Origin of the sequence: Flavobacterium rarum (SeqCode) (assembly GCF_965234445.1) — a bacterium.
Lineage (GTDB): Bacteria > Bacteroidota > Bacteroidia > Flavobacteriales > Flavobacteriaceae > Flavobacterium > Flavobacterium rarum.
Map to the genome: position 1 here is coordinate 1 of NZ_OZ248504.1, position 23,917 is coordinate 23,917.

Annotated in this window: 18 protein-coding genes and 1 tRNA gene; 8 read left to right on the forward strand and 11 right to left on the reverse strand. The window is 32.4% G+C overall.

Annotation, left to right across the window (positions count from 1 at the left end; translation table 11 throughout):
* Positions 1 to 928 precede the first annotated feature (928 nt).
* Positions 929 to 1,013, reverse strand: a tRNA-Leu gene (locus AC8GF4_RS15020).
* A 108-nt stretch (positions 1,014 to 1,121) separates the two neighbouring features.
* Here AC8GF4_RS15020 and AC8GF4_RS15025 point away from each other — a divergent pair.
* The 4 genes from AC8GF4_RS15025 (at position 1,122) to AC8GF4_RS15040 (ending at position 5,054) form a co-directional block, all read left to right on the forward strand.
* The gene (locus AC8GF4_RS15025; protein WP_506595736.1) at positions 1,122 to 2,510 is read left to right on the forward strand and encodes a dipeptidase; all 1,389 of its coding nucleotides are present in this window, start codon (positions 1,122 to 1,124) and stop codon (positions 2,508 to 2,510) included.
* A gap of 383 nt (positions 2,511 to 2,893) precedes the next feature.
* Positions 2,894 to 3,277, forward strand: a complete 384-nt coding sequence (locus tag AC8GF4_RS15030) for a hypothetical protein (RefSeq protein WP_506595737.1) — start codon at positions 2,894 to 2,896, stop codon at positions 3,275 to 3,277.
* A gap of 65 nt (positions 3,278 to 3,342) precedes the next feature.
* Positions 3,343 to 3,714, forward strand: a complete 372-nt coding sequence (locus AC8GF4_RS15035) for a BlaI/MecI/CopY family transcriptional regulator (RefSeq protein ID WP_506595738.1) — start codon at positions 3,343 to 3,345, stop codon at positions 3,712 to 3,714.
* Positions 3,711 to 5,054 (forward strand): M56 family metallopeptidase, encoded by a 1,344-nt coding sequence (locus AC8GF4_RS15040; RefSeq protein ID WP_506595739.1) that lies wholly within the window; start codon positions 3,711 to 3,713, stop codon positions 5,052 to 5,054. Before AC8GF4_RS15035 ends, AC8GF4_RS15040 begins: the two co-directional genes overlap by 4 nt.
* A 73-nt stretch (positions 5,055 to 5,127) precedes the next feature.
* Here AC8GF4_RS15040 and AC8GF4_RS15045 read toward each other — a convergent pair whose 3' ends face one another.
* The gene (locus AC8GF4_RS15045; protein WP_506595740.1) at positions 5,128 to 6,498 is read right to left on the reverse strand and encodes a saccharopine dehydrogenase family protein; all 1,371 of its coding nucleotides are present in this window, start codon (positions 6,496 to 6,498) and stop codon (positions 5,128 to 5,130) included.
* 312 nt (positions 6,499 to 6,810) lie between these two features.
* Here AC8GF4_RS15045 and AC8GF4_RS15050 point away from each other — a divergent pair, with 312 nt between their 5' ends.
* The 3 genes from AC8GF4_RS15050 to AC8GF4_RS15060 all read left to right on the forward strand — a co-directional run bounded on the left by AC8GF4_RS15050 (position 6,811) and on the right by AC8GF4_RS15060 (position 11,455).
* The gene (locus AC8GF4_RS15050; RefSeq protein ID WP_506595741.1) at positions 6,811 to 7,203 is read left to right on the forward strand and encodes a DUF423 domain-containing protein; all 393 of its coding nucleotides are present in this window, start codon (positions 6,811 to 6,813) and stop codon (positions 7,201 to 7,203) included.
* Between the two features lie 74 nt (positions 7,204 to 7,277).
* Positions 7,278 to 8,879: a phosphoenolpyruvate carboxykinase (ATP) gene (pckA, locus tag AC8GF4_RS15055; protein ID WP_506595742.1), complete on the forward strand. Its 1,602-nt coding sequence runs from the start codon at positions 7,278 to 7,280 to the stop codon at positions 8,877 to 8,879.
* 140 nt (positions 8,880 to 9,019) lie between these two features.
* Positions 9,020 to 11,455 carry a hybrid sensor histidine kinase/response regulator gene (locus AC8GF4_RS15060; protein ID WP_506595743.1) on the forward strand — a complete coding sequence of 812 codons (2,436 nt, stop codon included), beginning with the start codon at positions 9,020 to 9,022 and terminating at the stop codon, positions 11,453 to 11,455.
* Here AC8GF4_RS15060 and AC8GF4_RS15065 read toward each other — a convergent pair.
* From AC8GF4_RS15065 to AC8GF4_RS15090, 6 genes are all read right to left on the reverse strand, one after another.
* Positions 11,452 to 12,789 (reverse strand): sigma-54-dependent transcriptional regulator, encoded by a 1,338-nt coding sequence (locus AC8GF4_RS15065; RefSeq protein ID WP_506595744.1) that lies wholly within the window; start codon positions 12,787 to 12,789, stop codon positions 11,452 to 11,454. The genes AC8GF4_RS15060 and AC8GF4_RS15065 overlap by 4 nt on opposite strands.
* 125 nt (positions 12,790 to 12,914) lie before the next feature.
* Positions 12,915 to 13,211, reverse strand: coding sequence for a hypothetical protein (locus AC8GF4_RS15070; protein ID WP_506595745.1), 297 nt, complete (start codon positions 13,209 to 13,211; stop codon positions 12,915 to 12,917).
* A 45-nt stretch (positions 13,212 to 13,256) separates the two neighbouring features.
* Positions 13,257 to 13,553, reverse strand: a complete 297-nt coding sequence (locus tag AC8GF4_RS15075) for a hypothetical protein (protein ID WP_506595746.1) — start codon at positions 13,551 to 13,553, stop codon at positions 13,257 to 13,259.
* A gap of 407 nt (positions 13,554 to 13,960) precedes the next feature.
* Positions 13,961 to 15,019 carry a phytase gene (locus AC8GF4_RS15080; RefSeq protein WP_506595747.1) on the reverse strand — a complete coding sequence of 353 codons (1,059 nt, stop codon included), beginning with the start codon at positions 15,017 to 15,019 and terminating at the stop codon, positions 13,961 to 13,963.
* Entirely contained in the window at positions 15,009 to 16,013 is a 1,005-nt protein-coding gene (locus tag AC8GF4_RS15085; protein WP_506595748.1) for a metallophosphoesterase, read from the reverse strand. Before AC8GF4_RS15085 ends, AC8GF4_RS15080 begins: the two co-directional genes overlap by 11 nt.
* 72 nt (positions 16,014 to 16,085) lie before the next feature.
* The gene (locus AC8GF4_RS15090; RefSeq protein WP_506595749.1) at positions 16,086 to 18,905 is read right to left on the reverse strand and encodes a TonB-dependent receptor; all 2,820 of its coding nucleotides are present in this window, start codon (positions 18,903 to 18,905) and stop codon (positions 16,086 to 16,088) included.
* 225 nt (positions 18,906 to 19,130) lie between these two features.
* On the opposite strand from AC8GF4_RS15090, the gene AC8GF4_RS15095 reads away from it, so the two are divergent.
* Entirely contained in the window at positions 19,131 to 20,231 is a 1,101-nt protein-coding gene (locus tag AC8GF4_RS15095) for a DUF4407 domain-containing protein (RefSeq protein ID WP_506595750.1), read from the forward strand.
* A gap of 67 nt (positions 20,232 to 20,298) precedes the next feature.
* Here AC8GF4_RS15095 and AC8GF4_RS15100 read toward each other — a convergent pair whose 3' ends face one another.
* The 3 genes from AC8GF4_RS15100 to AC8GF4_RS15110 all read right to left on the reverse strand — a co-directional run bounded on the left by AC8GF4_RS15100 (position 20,299) and on the right by AC8GF4_RS15110 (position 23,858).
* A complete protein-coding gene (locus AC8GF4_RS15100) occupies positions 20,299 to 20,997 on the reverse strand; it encodes a PH domain-containing protein (protein WP_506596059.1) in 699 nt (232 codons plus the stop codon).
* A 351-nt stretch (positions 20,998 to 21,348) separates the two neighbouring features.
* Positions 21,349 to 22,536 (reverse strand): glycosyltransferase, encoded by a 1,188-nt coding sequence (locus AC8GF4_RS15105; protein ID WP_506595752.1) that lies wholly within the window; start codon positions 22,534 to 22,536, stop codon positions 21,349 to 21,351.
* Between the two features lie 926 nt (positions 22,537 to 23,462).
* Entirely contained in the window at positions 23,463 to 23,858 is a 396-nt protein-coding gene (locus tag AC8GF4_RS15110; RefSeq protein ID WP_506595754.1) for a response regulator, read from the reverse strand.
* Positions 23,859 to 23,917 lie beyond the last annotated feature (59 nt).

Below are 23,917 nucleotides of genomic sequence, written 5' to 3' on the forward strand. Positions count from 1 at the left end.
AAACTCTTTTACTTCTCACAAGCTTTTTTAAATCTTTTTTTGAAAATAAATTTTCTCTCGATCTCTTCTCGCTTGTCAATGTATTAAAGAACTTAGTCGCTGTTGCGGGTGCAAAAGTAGACCCTTTATTCGTTTAAACAATGACTTTTTACATTTATTTTACCTTAATTTTACACTTATCTTTTAACACATTGATATATCGAAATTTACAACCCCACCTTTTTGAGGATTTCTGGATTTCTGATAGGCGTTTTTGATGATTTTATCAGCTTTAGGGAGGTTTGGGTTTGGTTCTGTGTTTTGTTGCGCCGGATTTAGCCACGGATCTAACAGGTTTTTGCGGGTTTTTTGCTCTGGAGTTTCCTATCTTATATACAATGACACACTTTTATCCGCTTTATTACGGGATTAAGCGCCCGAACTCCCTCTGCAGCTCCATTTAATCTAATCTGAGTGCGAATCGAACGCGGATGAAACGGATTCGCTAAAGCAAAAACACGGATTTACACGGATTCTTTATCTTTTAACAACAATAATTTAATTACTGTTTTCTATACCTATATATAAGGTATAGCCCAATATCATTTTTTCAATTTAAAAAAGTCTGGTTTTACAGGGATTACTCAGGTTTTTACTTCACAGTAGCCTTCCTATATATTAAGGTGTCCCTTTTGAAAATTTATAAAAACAAATTTTTTTATGAAAACCAAGGCCCTAGCCCTGATAGAAGGGAAAATCCTTAGGAGCCGGCGTTCGGCTCATAAGATTGGAATGAGAGCAGGATTAGCTCCTGATTTTGCTTAGCTCCCAACTTTTGAGATTCTTTAATTAATCTAAAATTTCGAGGCTTACCAAAAATTCACCGTTAAAAAATTAGAAAACAACAAAGAGGTAAAAACAAAAAAAGCTTCTCAAGATGAGAAGCTTTTGGTGCGGATAATAGGACTCGAACCTACACGCCTTGCGGCACCAGATCCTAAGTCTGGCATGTCTACCAATTTCACCATATCCGCTCAATTGTGGGTGCAAAGATAATCATATCTTCCAATATTCAAAGGAATTTTTAAAAAAATTATTCATACTATTTTTTGTATTTTTGATTCTTAAAAAAAATTGATTTCATGGAAGATATTAAATTATATGTTGCAAATCACAAAGATCGCTTTATCAATGAGTTAATAGATTTATTGAAGATTCCTTCTGTAAGTGCAGACACTGCATTTTCTCAAGATGTTCTTGACACTGCCGTGGCTGTAAAGGTAAGTTTAGAGAAAGCCGGTTGCGATTTTGTTGAAATTTGCGAGACTGCAGGCTATCCAATTGTTTATGGTGAGAAAACAATCGACCCAAAATTACCTACTGTTTTGGTTTATGGACATTATGATGTACAACCTGCCGATCCATTAGAATTATGGACTTCTCCTCCATTTGAACCCGTTATCAAAAAAACAGACATTCATCCAGAAGGCGCCATCTTTGCTAGAGGATCTTGTGATGACAAAGGCCAAATGTACATGCACGTAAAAGCTTTTGAATATATGATTCAAAGCAACACTTTGCCATGCAATGTGAAATTTATGATTGAAGGCGAGGAAGAAGTAGGTAGCGTCAATCTAAAAACCTTTGTGGAAAACAATACTGAAAAACTTAAAAACGATGTGATTTTGATTTCGGATACTGGAATGATTTCCAATCAACAACCTTCTATCACAACTGGACTGCGCGGATTGAGCTATGTAGAAGTAGAAGTAACTGGGCCAAATCGTGATTTGCATTCTGGATTATACGGTGGAGCTGTTGCCAATCCTATTAATGTATTGTCCAAAATGATTGCTTCTTTGCATGACGAGAACAACCACATTACCATACCCGGTTTTTACGATAATGTAGAAGAATTAACTCTAGAAGAAAGAGCTGAAATGGCCAAGGCACCTTTTAATCTTGACAATTACAAGAAAGCGCTAGACCTAAACGACATTTATGGCGAAAGCGGCTATGTTACCAACGAAAGAAACTCGATTCGCCCTACCCTAGACGTAAACGGAATTTGGGGTGGATATACTGGAGAAGGTGCAAAAACCGTTATCGCGAGTAAGGCTTTCGCCAAAATCTCCATGCGTTTGGTTCCTAATCAAGATTGGGAAGTGATCACTGAGTTGTTTACCAAACATTTCACTAGCATCGCACCGGCTGGAGTTACCGTAAAAGTTACTCCTCATCACGGCGGTCAAGGATATGTGACGCCTACAGACAGCATAGGTTACAAAGCGGCTAATATGGCGTACACCGAAACCTTTGGTGTTCCTGCAATTCCCGTACGTTCCGGAGGAAGTATCCCTATTGTTGCTTTGTTCGAAAAAGAGCTAAAAAGCAAAACGATATTGATGGGCTTCGGTCTGGATAGTGATGCTATTCACTCTCCAAACGAACATTTTGGGATTTTTAATTACCTGAAAGGGATTGAAACTATTCCGTTATTTTACAAATATTTTGTGGAGTTGAGTAAATAAGACTTCTTTAAAAAACAACTAAATCCGTTCTGCAAAGAGCGGATTTTTTTTGACTTTTTTCTAAATAATTAGGAGCTAATTCCAGCTGTCCACTATATCTGTTGCCCCGAACTCCGGGACAACAGGATGCCGCTCCCATCTGGGCTAGGGCTTTTGGTTTTCATAAGATATTTATTTTAAAAACCAAGACTATTCTTAATTGGCAAAACCCATAAAACGCAGCTTAAGTTGCATGTTTTTAATGCTTCACGAAAAAAAAATTCAAGCAAAAATTTGGTCATGTCATTTTTTACTCTACATTTGTAGAGCATTATCTATTTATGTAGAGCAAAACTAAATTATGAGATACTTTTTCATTTTTATATTCTTAACATTTTTGCTTATTGGATGCAAGTCAGTTTTCAATAAATCAAAAGGTAAACAAAAAAAGAGAGGGACTTTGGATTGAACATTATGAAGTTGACAGCGCCAAATACAAATCGGTCGGAAAGTATAAAAACGATGATCCCATAAAAAAATGGCGCTACTACTTAAATAGAAAAATTATCAAAAGAGAAAAATACAAGGGTAACATTTGCAAAACAACAACCTATTTTGAAAACGGAAAAATTCATTCAAAAGGATACACCAAAACAACTACAGACACTATCGAAATTCATTGGTTCTATGATGGAGTTTGGAATTTCTACAATGAAAAAGGAAAACCAACTATCATAAAGAAATACAATAATGGAGAATTAATTTCAGAAATTGAATTGAATCAATAATTATAATTTCAATATCAATGGCAATTTCAATAGCAATTTCAATGGCAATTATAAATTAAAAAAACATGCAACTATCCAACTCCGAAGAACAATTAATGGAACACCTTTGGCAACTCGAAAAAGCCTTTATGAAAGACTTACTCGAAGCGTACCCAAAACCAAAACCAGCAACAACAACGGTCGCTACTTTGCTAAAGAGAATGATTGACAAAAAATTTGTAGCATACAACGAATTTGGAAATTCACGAGAATATTATCCTTTGGTCAAAAAAACAGATTATTTCTCGAAACACGTAAACGGATTGATTAGCAATTTCTTCAACAATTCGGCTTCGCAATTTGCTTCTTTCTTTACCACCGAAACGAATTTATCTTCATCGGAATTGGAGGAACTCAAAAAAATAATAGATGGTGAAATTCAAAAAAAGAAAAAATGATCGACTTTTTAATTAAATCAACATTGAGCCTATTCGTGCTCCTTGCTATTTACCATTTACTATTGGAAAAAGAAAAAATGCACCAATTCAATCGGTTTTACCTGCTGTTTTGTCTTGTATTTTCGTTTGTAATTCCTTTCATATCAATTGAAATTATTGACGAATCCTTTTCTGCAGTAACTCCAACAATTAATGCTGTTACTGCAAATACAATTGTAACAATTGTACCAGAAACTTTCAATTATACTCCAATAATTATTTGGAGTCTATACTGTATAGTCACCTCATTGCTACTCTTCCGATTTGTGAGAAACATTTTGAGAATAACTTCCAGAACCCATTTGAATACTTTAATAAAGTATAAAAACGCAAAATTAGTTTTACTAAAGGAAAAGACATTACCCCATACTTTTTGGAATACCATTTTTGTAAACGAAACCGAATATTGCAATCAAAAAATTGAAGAAGAATTATATACCCATGAATTAATACATGTTACACAAAAACACACTTTGGATGTATTACTAATAGAAATTGTAAAAACACTATTTTGGTTTAACCCCATTTTTATTTTTTATAAAAAAGCCATTCAACTCAATCATGAATTTCTCGCAGATGAGAAAGTGGTGAACTATTTTAATAACGTTCCGTTTTACCAAGCTTTATTATTATCGAAGGCAAACGATAACCAACCTTTTTACTTAGCCAGTAATTTAAACTATTTAGTAACCAAAAAACGATTCCTTATGATGACGAAAAACAAATCGCAAACCAAAGAAACTTTAAAAAAAATTGCATTACTTCCTGTTTTAACGGCTCTTTTTTACGGCATTTCTTTTAAAACAGTGGCTATGAAAAACCCATCAAGCCATTCAATTCAAACAAAAAGCAATTTTTATAAAAATGAAGTTATAAAAGATAAACTTCGAAACAAAACACAATCCACACAAAAATCTGATACTGTACACATTGAATCCAAAATAAACAGTGTGACAGAAAACAAACCATTAGATACTATAACCGAAAAGAACAATGTTACAGTGGAAATCAGACAACCTGAATTTCCTGGAGGAGTTTTAGAATTCTATAAATTCATTGGCACCAATTTTAATATCCCAGATGAATTAAAAATTTCAGGTAAAATTATATTGACTTTTATGGTAGAAAAGGACGGTAGTTTATCCGAGTTTGAAATTGTAAAAGACCTAGGTTTTGGAACGGCTGATGAAGTTATTCGTGTATTAAAACTATCTCCAAAATGGATTCCTGGAAAAGAAAACAATGAGATTGTTAGAGTAAAATACAATATACCAATTAAAATTGGCCTTGAAAAAAACTAGATAATAACAACAAATCCGCTTCATTCGAAGCGGATTTGTCTAAAAAAAAATCTAAAAAAAATCTAAAAAAAACTTAACTAAAAACTTTATCAGGATTGTATCCCACATACGGCATATCTTGCTCATTGAACAACACTCCATATTCTTCTAACTCTTTCAAAATAGGCTCATACACTTCTTTACGAATCGGGAGTTGTACACCAGGAGTTGTAATCTTTCCGTTCAAAATTAACAAAGTAGCCATAGCAACAGGTAATCCAACGGTTTTTGCCATAGCTGTATAGGTTTGATCATCTCCTATACAAACCATTTTGGAATCAATTTGTTTTTCTTCTCCATTGATAACATATCCAAATTTATGGTACATTACAATCATATCTTTATCGTCTGGCTCTAAAGTCCAACTTTCAGAGAGTATTTTTTCAAGAATTTGAGCGGGTGTAGCATCAATCAAACCCACTTTTTTATTACGATTGAACAAATCCAATTCCAAAAGCTTATCCCACATGATATCGTCTTGGTCAATTTTGAGAATCAAACGCATTTTAATTTCTACAGAATCCGTCGGATGATATGGCAAGAATGAATTTACAAACTGACGGTAACTCATATTCTCGGAATTTTCCATGATATAGCTGTCATCAGTCATTCCCAATTGCACAAACATATTCCAAGCTTTGGAAAAACCAACTCTACGAATAGTACCTCTATATAAGGTAAGCACATTATCAAGACCGTAAACACTTCTGTATTTGAGAGAATCTCTATTGGAATAGGCTTCGAATTTACCGTATCCTTCTACTTCTAAAAATTCTGTTCTACGAAACAAACTTGTGTACGGAATATATTTGTAAGCCCCTTCTTGAATGAACTTGGCAGCACCACCTTGACCCGCTAAAACTACATTTCTTGGTGCCCAAGTAAATTTGTAATTCCATAGATTATTATCTGATTCTGGCGCTACAAGACCACCACAAAAAGATTCAAACAAAAGCATTTTTCCGCCTTTTTCCCTGATTTCATCTATCACTTTCATGGCACTCATGTGATCAATTCCAGGATCGAGACCTATTTCATTCATTAAAATTAGATTGTTTGCCTTGGCAGCTACATCCAATTCTTGCATAGCATCACTTATATAGGATGCCGTCACTAAATGCTTTTTATATACAATGCAATCTCTTGCTACTTCAATATGAAGATGAGCTGGCAACATGGATATTACAATATCTGCGTTTTCAATTGCATTTTTCCTTTGTACATTATCAAAAATATCCAAAGCAATAGGAGTGGCATTTGGATGCTGATTTGTTTTTTTTTCAGCTAAAGCAAAAGATAAATCTCCAATAACAAGATGCAATTCTTCAGATTCCGATTTGTTCAAAAGGTATTGAATCAAAGAAGACGCCGATCTTCCTGCACCAATAATAAGAATTGTTCTCATGAGTTGTATTTTTTTGTATTCTATATATTATATTTTTGTTTATTCTTCTTGAAAAAGGACATTTTCATCCCAATTTTAAACGAAACATTTTCAAAGTGTTTTATTATTATAACACAAACATACAATATTGTTGTATTTATAACAACTACTTTGTAAAAACATTTGAATTTATTTTATTTAAACCTTGATTTATTTTGAAAAAAATCGATGAAACACTGCATTTACGCTCTTAATATATACCTAAAAAGAACCTGATAAAATACTTTTTGTTTAGAATATAAAAAATATATTTGTAAATAAATAAATTTCGCAATGGACAAAAAAATAATTTCAACAGCTGCCATTTTTGGTATGATTGCTATAATTTTAGGAGCATTTGGTGCACATGCCCTAAAAAAAGTACTCTCTATAGAACAAATAACAACTTTTGAAACGGGGGTACGGTATCAAATGTACCACGCTTTGTTTTTATTGTTTATTGGTACCACAACAATTATTAACCAAAAAACAAAAAAAAAGATCTATAATTTGACTGTTTTTGGTGTTATTTTCTTCTCAGGATCCATTTATTTTTTAGCAACTAATGGATTAACCCCTATCGATTTTAAAATCTTTGGTTTTATTACTCCAATAGGAGGATTATTTCTTATTTCAGCTTGGTTTATTTTATTATTTGACTTAATAAAACCATTAAAAAAGAAATAATAAATATAATGTGGTTATAAAAAAATATTATACTTTTGCAGTGAAATAAACAACACTCACAAAAATAAAATTTTATGGACAACTACGCTTTATTTACGAAATCGATTTCGCTTAAGGAATTGGGAATTGAAAATGCTAAAATTCAGTATCAACTATCCCCTAAGGAGTTACACGACATTACCATTCAATCTGGACAAGGAGTTGAAAATTCTACAGGAGCTTTAGCAATAAATACAGGTGAGTTTACTGGAAGATCTCCTCAAGATCGATTTATAGTAAAAGATAGTATTACAGAAGACAAAGTATGGTGGGGGAAAGTAAACATTCCATTTGAATCTACTGCATTTGATGCACTTTATAAAAAAGTTACAGCCTATTTATCCAATAAAGAAGTTTTTGTTAGGGATTCTTATGTTTGTGCCGACACCAATTACAAATTAAATGTTCGCGTTGTTACAGAAACTGCTTGGGCCAACTTATTCTGCCACAATATGTTTTTGAGACTTACAAATGAGCAATTAGAAAATTTCACACCAGAGTGGACGGTGATTTGTGCTCCAGGATTTATTGCAGATCCGGCCGTTGACGGAACACGCCAAGGTAATTTTGCAATACTTGATTTTACTAAAAAGATTGCCTTAATTGGAGGAACAGGCTATACAGGAGAAATGAAAAAAGGAATTTTTTCGGCTTTGAACTTTATTTTACCTGTTTTTAAAAATACTTTGCCAATGCATTGTAGTGCCAATGTTGGTGAAGATGGAGATACTGCAATCTTTTTCGGTTTATCCGGAACAGGTAAAACAACATTGTCTGCCGATCCTGCCAGAAAATTAATTGGAGATGATGAGCATGGATGGACCAATGAAAACAACGTTTTTAATTTTGAAGGCGGTTGTTATGCTAAAGTTATCAATCTAACGGAAGAAAATGAGCCAGACATTTTTAGAGCTATTAAAAAGGGAGCGATTCTTGAAAATGTAGTTTTCAAAGCCGGAACCAATGCAGTTGATTTTGAAGATGTCTCTATCACACAAAACACTAGAGTAAGTTATCCAATTGAGCATATTGACAATATTCAACCGGGTTCTATTGGGAAAAACCCAAAAAACATATTCTTCCTGACAGCAGATGCTTACGGAATTCTACCTCCTATTTCGAAACTAACTGCTGGACAAGCTGCTTATCATTTCATTTCAGGATATACTGCAAAAGTAGCGGGTACAGAAGCGGGTGTTACAGAACCGCAGCCTAACTTCTCTGCCTGCTTTGGCGCACCATTTATGCCATTGCACCCAACAAAGTATGCTGAAATGTTAAGCAAAAAAATGAAAGATGCCAATGTGAAAGTTTGGCTTATCAATACAGGTTGGACTGGCGGCCCTTATGGAACAGGAAGCAGAATGAAGTTGAAATTCACCCGTACAATGATTACTGCAGCATTAAACGGAGAATTAAATGATGTTGCATTTGTAAATCATAATGTATTTGGAATTGCGATTCCTCAATCTTGTCCAAATGTTCCATCTGAAATATTAAATCCAAGAAATACTTGGGAAGATCAAGAATTATACGATAAAAAAGCGAGTGAATTGGCTCAAAAATTTGAAGATAATTTTGCCAAGTTCAAAGAATTTGCCAATGCCGAAATTTTGGCTGGAGCTCCAATTGCTTAAGTTAATTTTATTTTTACTAAAAAGAGTTGTTCGTTACTGAACAGCTCTTTTTTTTTTGTCCATTATAACTTGGATTCAACACTGTAATGAAGTCTGTTGCAGAATCTAAGTCTATTCCTTTTTGTTATTCTTATCTTTGAATGATGAATCTTAAAAAAAATCACACCCCAATAAAAATTTTTATCAGTTATCTGGTTTTAGCAACATTATTTGTGGGTGTAAGCTGGTTTTTATATTCAGAAAACAAAGAGCTAACCGAGGCAGAGAGTAAAGCTACTATGGCTAATAATAAGATTTTAAAAGTCAGCAATCTGCTTTCAAACATATACAAAACCGAAAGTTTGGCTCGAATAACCATCCAATCCGAATCGAAGAAAGATTTTGAAAATTATACCTCCAAAACAGATTCTTTAAAAACAGAAATTGATTCTTTAAAATTGTTAGTCACTACACAATATCAAATTACTTTATTGGACAGTGTTAAGCTTTTACTGTCTAAAAAAACAAATAATATTAAGCAACTAAAATCCATAAAAAACAAAACAAATGATGAAATAGCGCTTAAAAAAGCCATTAATGATTTAACCAAAATGGAAACGTCACTTAGAAAACTCCAATTGGAAGATTTTATAAAAAAGCCAGCCGAATTGGGAAGTTACCAACGAAGTGTCCTTAAAAAATATGTGGCCTATTTAAACGAGAACATTCCAGATGACAGCTCAAATACATTAAGCAAAAAAGAATCGGATTCGATTATAATGGTCTCCAAAACCTTGCTTAATGAGGTAAAGAATGCTACTCTAAAAAAGAAATTTACTTTGAATTTTGAAGAAAACAAATTACTTCAAAATGAACTTTTAATTTCAGACCAGTTAAGAAAAGTTTTGAGCATAATTGAAAGAGAAATTATTAAAAACACAACTAGAATCTATTTAGAAAAGGAAAATTCGTTAAAACGAAATAATCAAATTGTTACCATCGCGGCAGTACTAGGATTATTTTCCACTTTGTTTTTTTTGATTTTGATTCTAAATGATTTTTCCAAAACGCAATCCTACAAAAAACAACTTGAAGAAGCCAACAGCAAAACCAAAAGATTACTAAGGAATCGAGAGCAACTTATTTCAACAGTCAGTCACGATTTAAAAACGCCATTGAGCACAATTGTTGGGTATACCGAACTTTTAGGGAATTCTGAGTTAACAAAAAAGCAACTGTATTTTGCAAAAAACATAAAAGGATCTTCAGAATACATTACAAATCTAATTCAGGATTTACTTGACTTCACCCAAATTGAAGCAGGAAAAATTACAATAGAAAAACTTCCTTTTTCTTTGACTGACGTTATTCATGAAGTTGCAAAAAGTATTCAATCCGTTTACGAGCAAAAACCAATACATCTTTCCATTGAAATCGATTCCATTTTTCAAAACAAAATCATTGGAGATCCATTCCGCTTGAGGCAAATTGTTACTAATATAATAGGTAATGCTTTTAAATTTACTGCTGAAGGATTTATTACAATTGATGTTAGTGCCAATGTTGAAAATAATTTCTTTACAATTAAAGTTGAAGATTCAGGAATTGGAATACAGGAAGACAAACAACAATTAATTTTTGAAGAGTTTACCCAAGCCAATGAAAATATTGAAAAAAAATATGGAGGAACAGGTTTAGGACTCACAATTTCAAAAAAAATGGTGGAAATTCTTGACGGAAAATTAAGCCTAAAGAGTGTTTTTGGAAAAGGAAGTGTTTTTGAGATTCAACTTCCGTTGTTGTTTGATTCTTCTTCTCAAAAAACAGATGAAACTGATTTTCCCATAAATACACTAACCGTTATTGTAGTTGATGATGACATTAATTTGTTGAACTTGACGACCGAAATTTTGCGCCAGAATAATTTTAAAGTGTTGCCTTTTAGCAATGCATCGATTGCAATGGAGGCAATGGAAAACAATGCAATTGATTTTATAATTACCGATATTCAAATGCCAGAAATGGACGGTTTTCTATTCTTGAAGAAACTAAAGGAATCTACAACCCTAAATTTTGACAAAAAACCAGTCATTGCCATAACTGGAAGAACCGATTTGGCAACAGAAATCTATCTAAATGCAGGATTTGCCCATGTGATACGAAAACCATATTCTCCAAAAGTATTATTAGAAATTATAGATTCCATTTTGAACAATAGGGAATCTCCGTTTTCTGTAGCTATAGAAATTAAGGACAGCATTGTTTCAACAAAAAGCTATTCACTAACCTCATTAAAATCATTTTTGTCCAATGAGGTAGCTGTTTTAAAGGAGTTTGTGTTTTCTTTTATGGCATCAACTAAAGAAAACTTATCATTAGTAGAAGAAGCAATTTCTAAAAAAAATAATTTAAAAGTAAAAGAAACTGCGCATCGAATGACGCCAATGTTTAAACAAATTGAAGCTTATGACATCGTGCAAATCTTAAACGAATTGGAATCTAAAGCATTTTCATTCGAGGAAATGGAAGTTAAACTTAACGATTTGAAAACTGCAATTACAACACTTTTTTTACTTTTAGAAAAAGAAATAAACTAATTGATATCGTGCTGTTTTAATTTATTGTATAATGTTTTTCTGTTTATTTTAAGCAATTTTGCTGCTTCCGATTTGTTATTATTGGCTTGTTCCAAGGCATTCAAAATGGTGTCTTTTTCATTTTCAAATAAAGAAAAATCACTGGAATTTCTACTTTCTATTTGAAAAACTTCAAGCGGAAGAGTGCTTTTTTCTATAAAATCTCCTTGTGATAAAAGCGTGGCTCTCTTAATTACATTTTGAAGTTCTCTTAAATTCCCAGGCCATCTGTAAAGTTCAAAAATCGTTACTACTTCGGAAGAAAAACCGATGATCTTTTTATTCAGCTGCTTATTTGCTTTGTCAAGAAAGAAATCGGCAAAAATCATTAAATCTACATCTCTTTCAATCAAAGAAGGAGATTGAATCGAGAATTCATTGATTCTATGGTATAAATCTTCACGAAAAGTTCCATTCTTTACAGCTTGTCTTAAATCTTCATTTGTAGCCGTAATAATACGGATATCCACATTGATTTCTTTGTTGCTTCCCACTGGTTTTATTTTTCTTTCCTGCAAAGCTCTTAGAAGCTGAATTTGGTTTTCATAAGAAAGATTACCAATCTCGTCCAGAAATAGCGTTCCTTTATTAGCAGCTTCAAAACAACCTATTTTATCATTTATTGCTCCTGTAAAAGATCCTTTTAAATGCCCAAAAAACTCACTAGAGGCCAATTCTTTGGGAATTGCTCCACAATCTACGGCTATAAAATTATTATTTTTTCTGGAACTATTTTGATGAATACTTTTTGCAACGACCTCTTTTCCGGTTCCGCTTTCGCCAATGATTAAAACAGACATATCGGTTGGACTTACAAGCTGAATGTATTCTGTTAATTTTTTTGATGCCGCCGAAATTCCCAAAACAACATCTTCACCAGATGAAATATTGTTTTTTATTGCATTAACAACTATATCATTTGCTATTGATACAACAGGAATTTGCAATGCATTTGAAATAACAAGTAAAACTTCTTCGGGATTAAACGGTTTCGAAATGTAATCGGTAGCGCCATTTTTTAAAGCTTTTACCGCTGTAGTAACATCTGCATAACCAGTCATTAGAATAACTGGAATTGTTGGATATGCGGTTTTAAATTCAGACATAAGTTGGATTCCATCGTAGTTAGGAAGCCTTAAATCTGTAATAACGAGGTCAAAGTTTTGACTTGTAATTTTAGTCTTTGCTTCTTCTGCTGTAAACGCAGTTGTTACAAGGAAAGATTTTTTTATGAGAAAATTTTCCAGCATTTTGCAGAAGGAAACATCGTCTTCTATTAATAAAATCTTTGACATAGGGCTTAGCTTTATTTGCTAAAGTAAAGTTATTAAAATTAGATTCTCATAATAAACCTATAAAAAAAGGAGAGCGATTTATTAAATCTCTCTCCTTCTTCATTCTGAATACTAAGTTCCCCAACTTATTTTTTTGTTAAGTTCCCAGCCGCATCTGTATAAACAGTAGATTTCTGGTCACCAACTTTTATTTCCAATTTAAATTCTTTCTTTTCGTTGATATATGCTTTTTCAATAATCGCTTCAGGTTGAGCCGTTTTCACCGCTAAAATCACAGAACTAGGAACTTCTTCCAGTTTGATTTCCGTATATTTTTCTTCCACTTTTTGTGTTGAAACTACTGCTTTTGCAGGAGTTGAAGTTTGAGCAAATGTTGTGAAACTTCCCAAAATGATTGCTGCTGATAAGATTAACTTTTTCATAATAATTTTTGTTTAATGATTTAATTTAGTTGTTTGTTTTTGAAATTATTTTTTTAACCAATTTCCAGTTGCATCAGCATACAATGCGCCAACTTTGTCTCCAACTGTAATTTGTAGTTTATACTCTTTTTTTTCGTTGATAAAAGCTTTGTCAAGAATGGCCGTTGGATACGCTTTTATTAAGGCTCTTTTTACAGCTTCTGGCACTTCTTCCACTTTAATTTCGGTGTAAGGGTCTTGTACGGTTTGAGTTGTTACTTCTGATTTCGGAGGAGTTGATTGTTGTGCAAATGCTGAAAAACTCCCTAAAATAATTGCGGCTGATAAGATTAATTTTTTCATAATAATAGTTTTTTTAAATTTTATATTTTACTTAATGAAATTATCGTGCCATCTTTTATAATCGAGCAAGAATAGATGTAAAATACTTATTATTAGATATTTAAAAAATAATTAGAATTTAAAAATTCTTTAGAAGTGGGTAATTTTTAATCCTAGTTGGGTAATTTTTACACACTTATTTAGATTTTAACAAACCGAAATCAAGAATAATAAAGTCTAAATTGCTAATAATGAAAAAGAAGTTAATATGCTTTCTGAAATCAATATCAAAGTAGCTGAAGGAATTGTTGAGACGAAAAATTGGGGTAAGAACCTATTTTTTAATAAAAAAAACTCCTAATTTGAAAAACAAAAAACCCGACAATAATTGATGCCGGGTTTTGTTATTATTATAAACCTGAAAAGCTTTACTTTTTAGCTAAATCAATTCGCTTTTGAAGATCTTCCCAATTATAAAAATGAAAAGTCATGCCATTACTCATTGCTACAAACAATCCTTTTTGAAACTGTCCTCCTAAATTTAATGAAGTTACATCTGCTCCATCACATTCTACTGTAGATGTTGGAATTTCTGCTATCAATGTATATTTGTTTGAGTTTCCTTTATCTCCTTCACGTGGGTACACCATAAAAGTATTGGCTTGTTGATTGGAAACCAAAATATAACCTGAAGTTGCTGAACTTTTGTAGATAGCAATTCCTTCATTGTCTGCTTTAAAACCTTTTTGACCAAAAAGTGCTAATTCAGTGTTATCATTTAAAGCTGGATTCGCATTGTATTTTCTAATTCCGAATTGCTCATCACAATAATAAACAACTCCTAATTCATTATCAACAGCGATGGCTTCAATTTCTTTTTTGCCACTGTATTTTCCAAATTTTCGAACAACTGTCGCTCCTATTTTTCCCTTTCCAGCATCAGTCAATTGATATTGCCATAAATAGGTTCCAGAGGGGCCACTTTTTCTTCCAACTATTGCAAAAACAGCTTGATCACTTGCTCGTGTATACAAAGCAATTCCCATTGGATCACGTTCTTTTTCACCATCAAAAACGGCAATTCCTCCATTGTCAATCGGTTTCAAATCTGGTAAACTAAAAATTCTGATGGTGTTACTTTCCCGTTCTGTAGTTACTGCAACGTCTATTTTTTTTCCATTTATAATTAAACCATAGGCAATATCAACATTATTAGGTCGCTTTAAAGTTTCAGATTTTGCAATAATTTTTCCTTCCAAATCAAAAGTATACAAACCACCATCAGTATCTTTATCTGTACCAATAATAATACTTTTTGCAGCATCATTGGGATTTATCCAAATAGCGGGATCATCTGTATCGTGAGGTAAGGCTTGTGTTACTATTGTTGCTTTCATAGCATCTTTGCGAATGGGAGCCAACTTATTCTCACAAGAAGTAAATACAAAACTTATCAGGGCTAATGCAATTATAATTTTATTTTTCATTTGATTTCTTTTTTTCGATTGTAGTAGTATGAATTATAGCGCCACTGGAATCAATAACTTGGGCTAATAGTTTAGAATTTGTTAGAGAAAAAGTCATAAATCCTGGAGACTGCGCAGAGAACAAGGTTCCTTCTCTATTTCCTGTTGGGCGTACTTCGCAAGCTGAGCCCGATAAAAACTGTGTTGTATAGCGTCCTTTCGGTTTTATTATTTGTAAATCATGTTCATGACCACAGAAATAGGCATCCACTTTATAAGCATCAAAAATTGCAGCAAATTTCTTTTCAAAATTTTTGGTATCAGTATTCTCTTTTCGTTTACCTCCACTGTATAAAGGATGATGTCCCACTACAATTTTCCATTTTATAGATTCATCTTTTGTTTCCAATTCTTGAATCAACCATTTTTTTTGAGCTGTTGTATCTTGTGCAATTATATTTTCATACATATCCGTTCCTTTTTTGTAATAGCTATCAATAAAAGGAGTACTATCCATAATCAAAACTAATACTTTATTTCCATCCTCTAAATTAAATATTTCTTTAAAGTATTTTGCAGGCATGTGCCAACGACGGCTAATGTCCGAATAATCAATTTCTGCTTGAATATTTCCTCTGTAATCGTGGTTTCCTAATGCCACATACCAATCATTTTGCAGACTATAGGCCGTGTAAATATTTTCATAAGAAGCAATCCAAGAATAGTCTTTAGTGCTTCTTACTCCGTTAGGATAAAAATTATCCCCCACGGAAATTACAAAATCAGATTCAATAGTAGCAGCTGCTTTTCCCATTTGGGTTGCTACTTCTTTTTGATAAAATTGCCCGTAGCGTCCAAAATCACCCATTAATAAAAAATTCAAACTGTTGTCAATTTTCTGCAGTTCGGGAATATAGCCTTCCGTATAGCCTGACAATTCTCTTTTCTCTGCATGTTGTGCAAACGAAAATTGAAAAACCAATACTGATAAAAAAAAGTAAATTATTTGTTTCATTTTGTAATTACTATAAAAAAGGGAACAGGACATTACATCCTGTTGCCTTCCTTAACTATTTAAAAGGTTTATTTAAAAATCAAACTTTAATCCCAAATTATAGCGTGCTTGATAGTATTCTGCTTGTTTGGTGTGTGATTCAACACCTTGATAATAACGCAACGGTTGATTGGTCAAGTTATTTGCCTCAGCAAAAATACGAATGTGTGGCGTGATTTTATAAGCAGCATTCGCATCTACAAAAAACTGTTTGTCATAATAACTGTCATTATAGGATTCTGATCCCAATTCATCCAAATAATCAGAAGTATAATTCGTAGAAATTCTAGCCGAAAAACGTTTGTTTTCCCAAGACAATGAGCCATTAAACATGTGTGGAGAAGTTCCCGGAAGGCTAATGTCTTTTCTTTCATTTCCATCTTCATCGGCAATTCCTTTTGCTTCAGACTTGGTAAAAGTATAATTTAAATAGATTCCGAAACCTTTCAAAAATTTGCTTTCGAAGAAATCCAACTGACGCTGAAAAGCAAATTCAAAACCATAAACATCAACCATATCTCCATTTTTAGGCTGAACAAATGTCCAATTTTCTCCTACTGGAATTGGATTATCTTGTTCTGGAAAATCAGTAGCAAATTTTTCTGTTGTGTATTGGCTATCACTGTAATTGTAGATAAAATCATGCAGTTTTTTATAGAAAACACCTCCAGAAATTAATCCAACAGACTTGAAATAATTCTCTGCCATGAAATCATAATTATAAGAATAGGTCACATCAAGGTCTGGATTACCAGCTGTAATTTCCAGGTCAGATGCAATATTGTTTACATAAGGAGCCAAGGCATAATAATTTGGTCTGGCCAAAGCTGTAGTAGCAGCTGCTCTCAAAACCAAATCTTTGGTAGCATTGTATTGAAAAGTAACACTTGGCAATACATTAGTATACGTATTAGTTGTATTGATTTCACTTTCTAATTCTTCTTCATCCAAAACACGGTTTCCTGTATAATCAATATGAGTGTTTTCTACACGGAAACCCAAAACCATTGATAATTTATCATTAAAATCCTGATCCCATCTTACATAAGCAGCATAAATATTTTCTTTGGCATTATAATTTACCGCTAAATATTCTGAAGGATCTGCTTCTTTGTCAAATAAAGAAGCATTATTCAAATCCAGATTCCCTAAAAAGTTTGCCGATGCAAAAGTTCCTGGCACATATTTACTGCCCGGATTAAAATCCTTACCATCAAAATAACTTGTTGAAATATCAGATAATAAATCCATATCGCCATTAATAGGTTCGTAAGAGTAGAACATATTATTTCTTGATTTTTCTTTCATACGAAGACGAAGACCGGTTCTGATTCGTCCTTTTTCTGCTGTAATAATGGTGAACGGAAAACGAATATTTAGTTTGGCTCCAAATTCACTTTCTTTGGTTTCATCTGTGTTTTCAGAAAGTCCATCCAATTCAAATTCATCCAATGCTTCGCCAGTAGTTGTAACCAAAGGAAATCTTGTATCCGATAAATCCTGAGTCATATCTAATCCTTCCTGACGGTAATCGATGTAACGCTCACCCGGACGGTATTCTCTGGCTGTAGAATAATTAGTTGACCAATCTAAATCTAATTTAGAGTTGATTAAATGCTCTCCTCTAAGTGAATAATTTTGTACTCGCTGATCTTCTAATCTTCTGCTTTTATTTCTGTCATTATCAACTCCCCCTTTTGTTTGGCGAGTTACTCGACCTTCAAAACCAACAATTTTTTCATCATCAACAGCATCATAAATGGCTTCAATATCGTCATAAGTTGTTCTGAAACGGTTTTCTCTATCATCTCTCCAATTGTAAATCGCATTAGCAAAAATGGTGTTGTTTTCGTTAAATTTATAATCTAAAGCTACCGAAGCACTTCTACGAATACGTTGTACATCATACTTTCTAATTTCAGAAGCCTGCACAAATTCATTTCCAAAATCATCTTTTACCCATTCGTTTTCAATATTGTCTGAACCATAGTCTACATTATTATAAGAGCCACTTACTACAGCTCCAAACTTATCCTGAAAAAAACGATTACCGTAAACTAAGCCCGCGGTATAAATAGCCTTATCGCGAATTGGGGCATAACCTCCTGCAAGGGTTGCGGAGATTCTTTCACCATTTGGAGTGGGTCTAGTAACCAAATTTACGGATCCACCAATTGCATCTGCGTCCATATCAGGAGTTAGTGTCTTGCTTACTTCAATGGTCGAAATCATATCTGACGGAATTAAATCCATTTGTACATTTCGATTATCCCCTTCGGCCGACGGAATTCTGTCTCCATTCAAAGTAACCGAGTTTAATGACGGTGCCAATCCTCTAATTATAATATTTCTGGCTTCGCCTTGGTCGTTTTGCATCGTAACCCCAGGAACTCTTTTCAAAGCATCCCCAACATTTGCATCTGGAAAACGCCCAACTTGATCAGAAGAAATCACGTTACTAATGTTCTTATTGTGTTTTTGCTGACTCAAAGCTTTCGCCTGTCCTTTTAAAATATCCCCAACAACAACTTCATTCAATTCAGTCCCTGAAGTTGTTAACTCAAAGTTATAAACGGTATTTGCCCCATCTGTAACTACTACCTCCCCTTTTGCTACAGCATACCCCAAATATTTCAGCTGAACGGCGTACGAACCCACGGCAACATTAAGAAATTCATACTTCCCATTATAATCTGAAATGGTGTATTTATTCATCCCTACAATTTCAATCATTGCACCTGGCAAAGGCATTTTATCCTCTTTGTCCAGAACCTTTCCAGAAATAACTCCTTTTTGGGCATATCCAACTAAAGCAAAGCAAAAGAGTATCACAACTAAGTATTTTCTTTTCATATTTTTGTTAAATTAATTTTAATGCAAAACTATATTTCAAACATTAATTCAATCCTTTTGAAAAATTAACATATTGTTATGAATACTCGCACAAAAAAAAGTTTGATAATGTTAAATTAATATTTAGTTAAAAACGAAACGCTAACCAAAAACAAATCAACATTTTAGAACATTATTAATTATTTGGCGTTAAATTTGCATCATCAATCAAAAATCAAATCAATCATGTTAAAACAATTTTTCATTCTCTGCTCGGGAGCAGACAAAAACCTACTTGAAGGTTGCTCTGATGGTGAACAAACCAAATTTGTTGGTATTGGCGCCACTGTTTTTTTTACTGCTGTTATGGCTTTTATTGCCAGTGCTTATGCCCTTTTTACCGTTTTCGACAATGTCATTCCTGCCTTGCTTTTTGGCTTTGTTTGGAGTTTGCTTATTTTTAATCTAGATCGTTTTATTGTATCTACTATCCGAAAAAGAGACAGTTTTTCTAATGAATTGCTACAAGCGACTCCCCGAATTATATTGGCTTTCATTATTGCCATTGTTATTTCGAAACCATTGGAAATTAAAATTTTTGAAAAAGAAATCAATACCGTTTTATTGAAAGAGAAAAATGCTATGGCTTTGAACAACAAGAAAGAAGTGGCCAATTATTTCAAATCGGATTTAGACAAAAACAAAGCCGAAATCAAGACTCTTAATGCCGAAATAACCTCTAAAGAAAAGGAAGTTAATACGCTTTATGAAACTTACATCAAAGAAGCTGAAGGAACTGCTGGTACAAAAAAACTAGGAAAAGGTCCTGTTTTTAAAGAGAAAATTGCCAAACACGATTTGTCAAAAAAGGAACTGGATACCATTCGAAAAAACAATTTGGCCAAAATCGCTATTTTGGAAAAAGGAACCAAAACACTGCAAACCGATTTGGACAAAAAAGTAACCGAAACTCAGCCTATCATTGATGGATTTGACGGTTTGATGGCGAGAATCAATGCGTTGAACAAATTACCGTGGATCCCTTCCTTTTTTATAATGTTGTTGTTTTTAGCGATCGAAACTTCTCCTATTATAGCCAAATTATTATCGCCAAGAGGAGAATACGATTATAAACTGGAAGACTTGGAAACAGCTCTCAAAGCCACTATCGAGCAAGACAAATACCAACGCGAGTTATTGATAAAAACAAGTGCTGTTATGCATGATAAAGTATATGCAGATATTGCTGATGATAAACAACTCTATAATTTGCAAAGAAAAAATACAACCGAATTATTAGAAAAACAATCTCATAATTTTGTAGAAAAGCAAATGAAAACATTGTGACAGAAAAAAACCCGACAAATTAATTTATGTCGGGTTTCTTTTTTTAAATATAATTGAAGCTACTAAACTACATATAGCTCAAAATCTCTTTTTTGAAAGCGTCGTATTCGCCTTGTAAAATCAATCCGTTGTCTAACAATTTTTTATAATTTTGGAGTTTTGCAAACAATTCGTCTTGTGACAACTCACTTGATTTTTTCTCGGTTGAACCCGCTGTGTTTTCCACAATTGGTTCAGCGTAATTTGAAACTACTGGCATAATTTCGGCAAAATCAGTTACTTCTTCCGCAACCATTTCTTCAATTAATTCGGCTTCTTCGATTAAAGATTCTTGAACTTCTTCAGCAATTGGAGTACCTGAAGCAGCACGATTTTTCAAAATATCCAATTGTTCTTTGGCGTACGTAAATATTTTACGCGCTTGAATTTTTGGAATATAATCAATTGAAACCTGCATATCTGTCTTTGTAGAAAAAGAAAATTCTGATCCTAGAATGTTTTCTTTAACAAAAGTTCCTTCGATGTCATCCCAAGTATAATCAATAAAATTCATCGAAAGACCTAAATTTTTCGGTTGACAAATAATGATTCTTTTATTTGTCATAACGATACTATCCGGAAGTACAGTTAGTGCAGGTTTTTTTTGTACTGCAATATATCCTACTTCTTCGTTTTTCATTAATATGTCTTGCAATTTTGAAGTTACTTTCTCAATTGCTTTTGGATCTTGTTCTTCGTTTAAAAATTTTTTAATCTGTTCTTTCATAGGATATGCCAAATTTATTAAAGTAAGTACTTTGCTATTATTCATTCTAAATATCATCACAAAAGTAATGTCTAATTTGTTAATTCAACAAATTCATTTATTTTTTCTTTGTTAAAATTTTAAAACCAAATAGAATTAATATAAAACGAAACAACAACAATCAAATACTTCTTTAAACAATATGGTTAATCCTTCAATTGTATGAAATATATTAAAGTAGCGACTTTATCTAAATAAGATAATTAAATAAATAAGATTCATTAAGGTTTAAATAGCTTAATGAATCTTATTTAGGGATTTAAAATTAAAACCCCCACAATTCGTGGAGAAACTAACAACATTTAAAACTTTCTATCTATAATGAATTGCAATTTGTCCTATTTGGAATATAATTTTAAACGAATCTTTAAAAGAAAGTTTTGAACCATCCATGTGTACCCATCTATTTAATGGTTTCTCACATACCATTTTTTTAGTTTCTTCTTTTCCATATATTTTTTTCATTCTCATGAAAATCTCAACATCAAACAACCATTTGGTCAAGAACTTCTTTTGAAAAGTTTTTTCAACAACTTCCTTACTCATGATTTTAGCGCCACATTGTGTGTCTTTAAAATCCATCTCTAAAGTTTTTCTAATAATAAAATTAATCGATTTGCTTATAATGGCTCTTGCTGATTCTTTAGCAATATCTGCCCCCATTCTGTTAATTCGGGATCCGCTCACAATTTTGTAATTCGAATTGGAAATTGTATTTACTAAATCATCAAAATCTTCAAAATTAGTTGACAAATCAGCATCCAAGAAACCTAAATAATCAAATTGGGTTTGCTTTGCCAAATGCAACATCCCAAGCCTTACTGCTTCAGCCTTACCTCCATTTTGTGGACAATCATAAATACTAATATAATCTTCTTTGCCTTGTCTTAACTCCTGAAGTACTTCTAGTGTTTTGTCTTTACTCCCATCATTTACAAAACACAAATGATATCCAAGATTTTTGTGTACAAATTCTCTGAAATCAGCACCTAGTAATCTTTTTTCTTCATTGTAACAAGGAATAACCACCCCAACACAATTATTTTGTATGAGTCTATTTTTATTATTAACGACCGATTCTGGCTTGTGTTCATTAGCACCAATTAATCGCTTTACTCTGGCACCAATTTCACTTAAACTGAGCGGTTTTTTCATGTAATCCGAAACCCCTAGATCAAATCCTTTCAAAATAATTTCTTCATCATTATTTCCAGAAAGAATTACAACAGGTGTATCTTGTTTTTTAATTTTCTTTATATAACGAACAATATCTAATCCTGAAGTTTCCTCGCCCTTTAAAATTTCTAACTCTGGATAATTCTTTTCGGCCAATCCTGGCATATTAATATCCGCAATGACTAAACTTGGATTAAAAAGATCATATTTTTCTATGGCATCAAAAACATTATGGGAAGTAATGACATCATAGCCTATGTCTGTCAAACATTTCTCTAAGGACAACAATACAAGTTCTTGATCGTCTACAATTAAAATATTCATATTTAGTGGTTTAAAAATGATTAAAAAATGATATTGGGTTCTGTGACTTAATTTTTTAAAAATAACTCGAAAAAAATACTTAATTTGCTCAACCTACTTAATATAATAAATTCCTACTAAGCTATTGTTAATTTTTGACATGTGCAACAACAAAATTAAGAATTCAACTTCTTACTATAAAAAAGATGTTTCTCAATTATTTACAAAAAAAACTGATTCATAGCAATTTGCATAAATTAGAGAAGACCATTACATGTAGTCAAGGATTCCGTAGAAGAAATCGACTCCAACTGAATTCACATGGTAATTATATTTTAAATTGGAGTTCAAAATGTATTTTGTCTGGTTCTTCCATTTTTAAATTCAAATAAAAAAAGTATTTCCTTATAGTTGTTGATTTCTGAAAGGCATTCGTTGAACCTTTTTTGTAACATCAAAATAGTCTGTTAGCTTACTATTATTGTATGTGTCGGATTCGCTATGAAGTTTTATCAAGTATTTGGATGAAACAGAAATACACCCATTAGGCGAAATAATAAAAAAATCAGGCAACATTTAAGTTTAAAACTTAAGCATCACCTGATTTGGGGGGAGGGCATTAAAAAGGGTTGTTGTATTAATTTATGTAATTTTTTTTGTTTTTATTATATTTAAATTTGTTTTATAGCAAATGGACTTCTATTATATTTCTTATACCATCTAATCCTTAAATTTACCGCAATAAAACACTCTTTATTCCTTTCTATTCAAAATAAAAAGATACCATAACACAGTTATTCTTGACTTTTCTTTTTCTAATAAAGAAAAAAATCTCTATTTGATTTTGAAGTAAATTATAAACATAAAAAGCATTAAATCATGATTTTGAATTTAAAAAAAGTTATTCTCATTCCTATTTAAAGAAACTTGAGAAGGGAGTAATTCAATTAATTGCGGCTTTTAAGTAAACTTAATCTAATATTATTATCCACACTATTGAATAAATTGGAAGAAAAACCAAATTCATTTCCTTTTAGGAAAAAATTTTCTTTGGCATCTTCTGACAAAACCATAATAGACGTAAAATGCTTTTTGACTTTTCTAATGTATTTTATAAAATCAATTCCTAGAATTTCGTGATTCAACCCAAACACATATTGTTCAGTTTGATTATTTTTTAAAAGCGGTTCATCTATACAGACAATTACCATCAAGGGATTAAACTCATTATAAATTTCTTTTGCATCACAAATCGTGCTAGCAAATTTTACCTCGTAACCAAAATTTGTTAAAAAGAAACCAAATGAAACTGATTCTGTGTCGTCAACTATTAAAATTTTCATCTTACTTTCATTTAAAATTCATAATCAAATTTATTTTTAATATTCCTACTATTTTAATA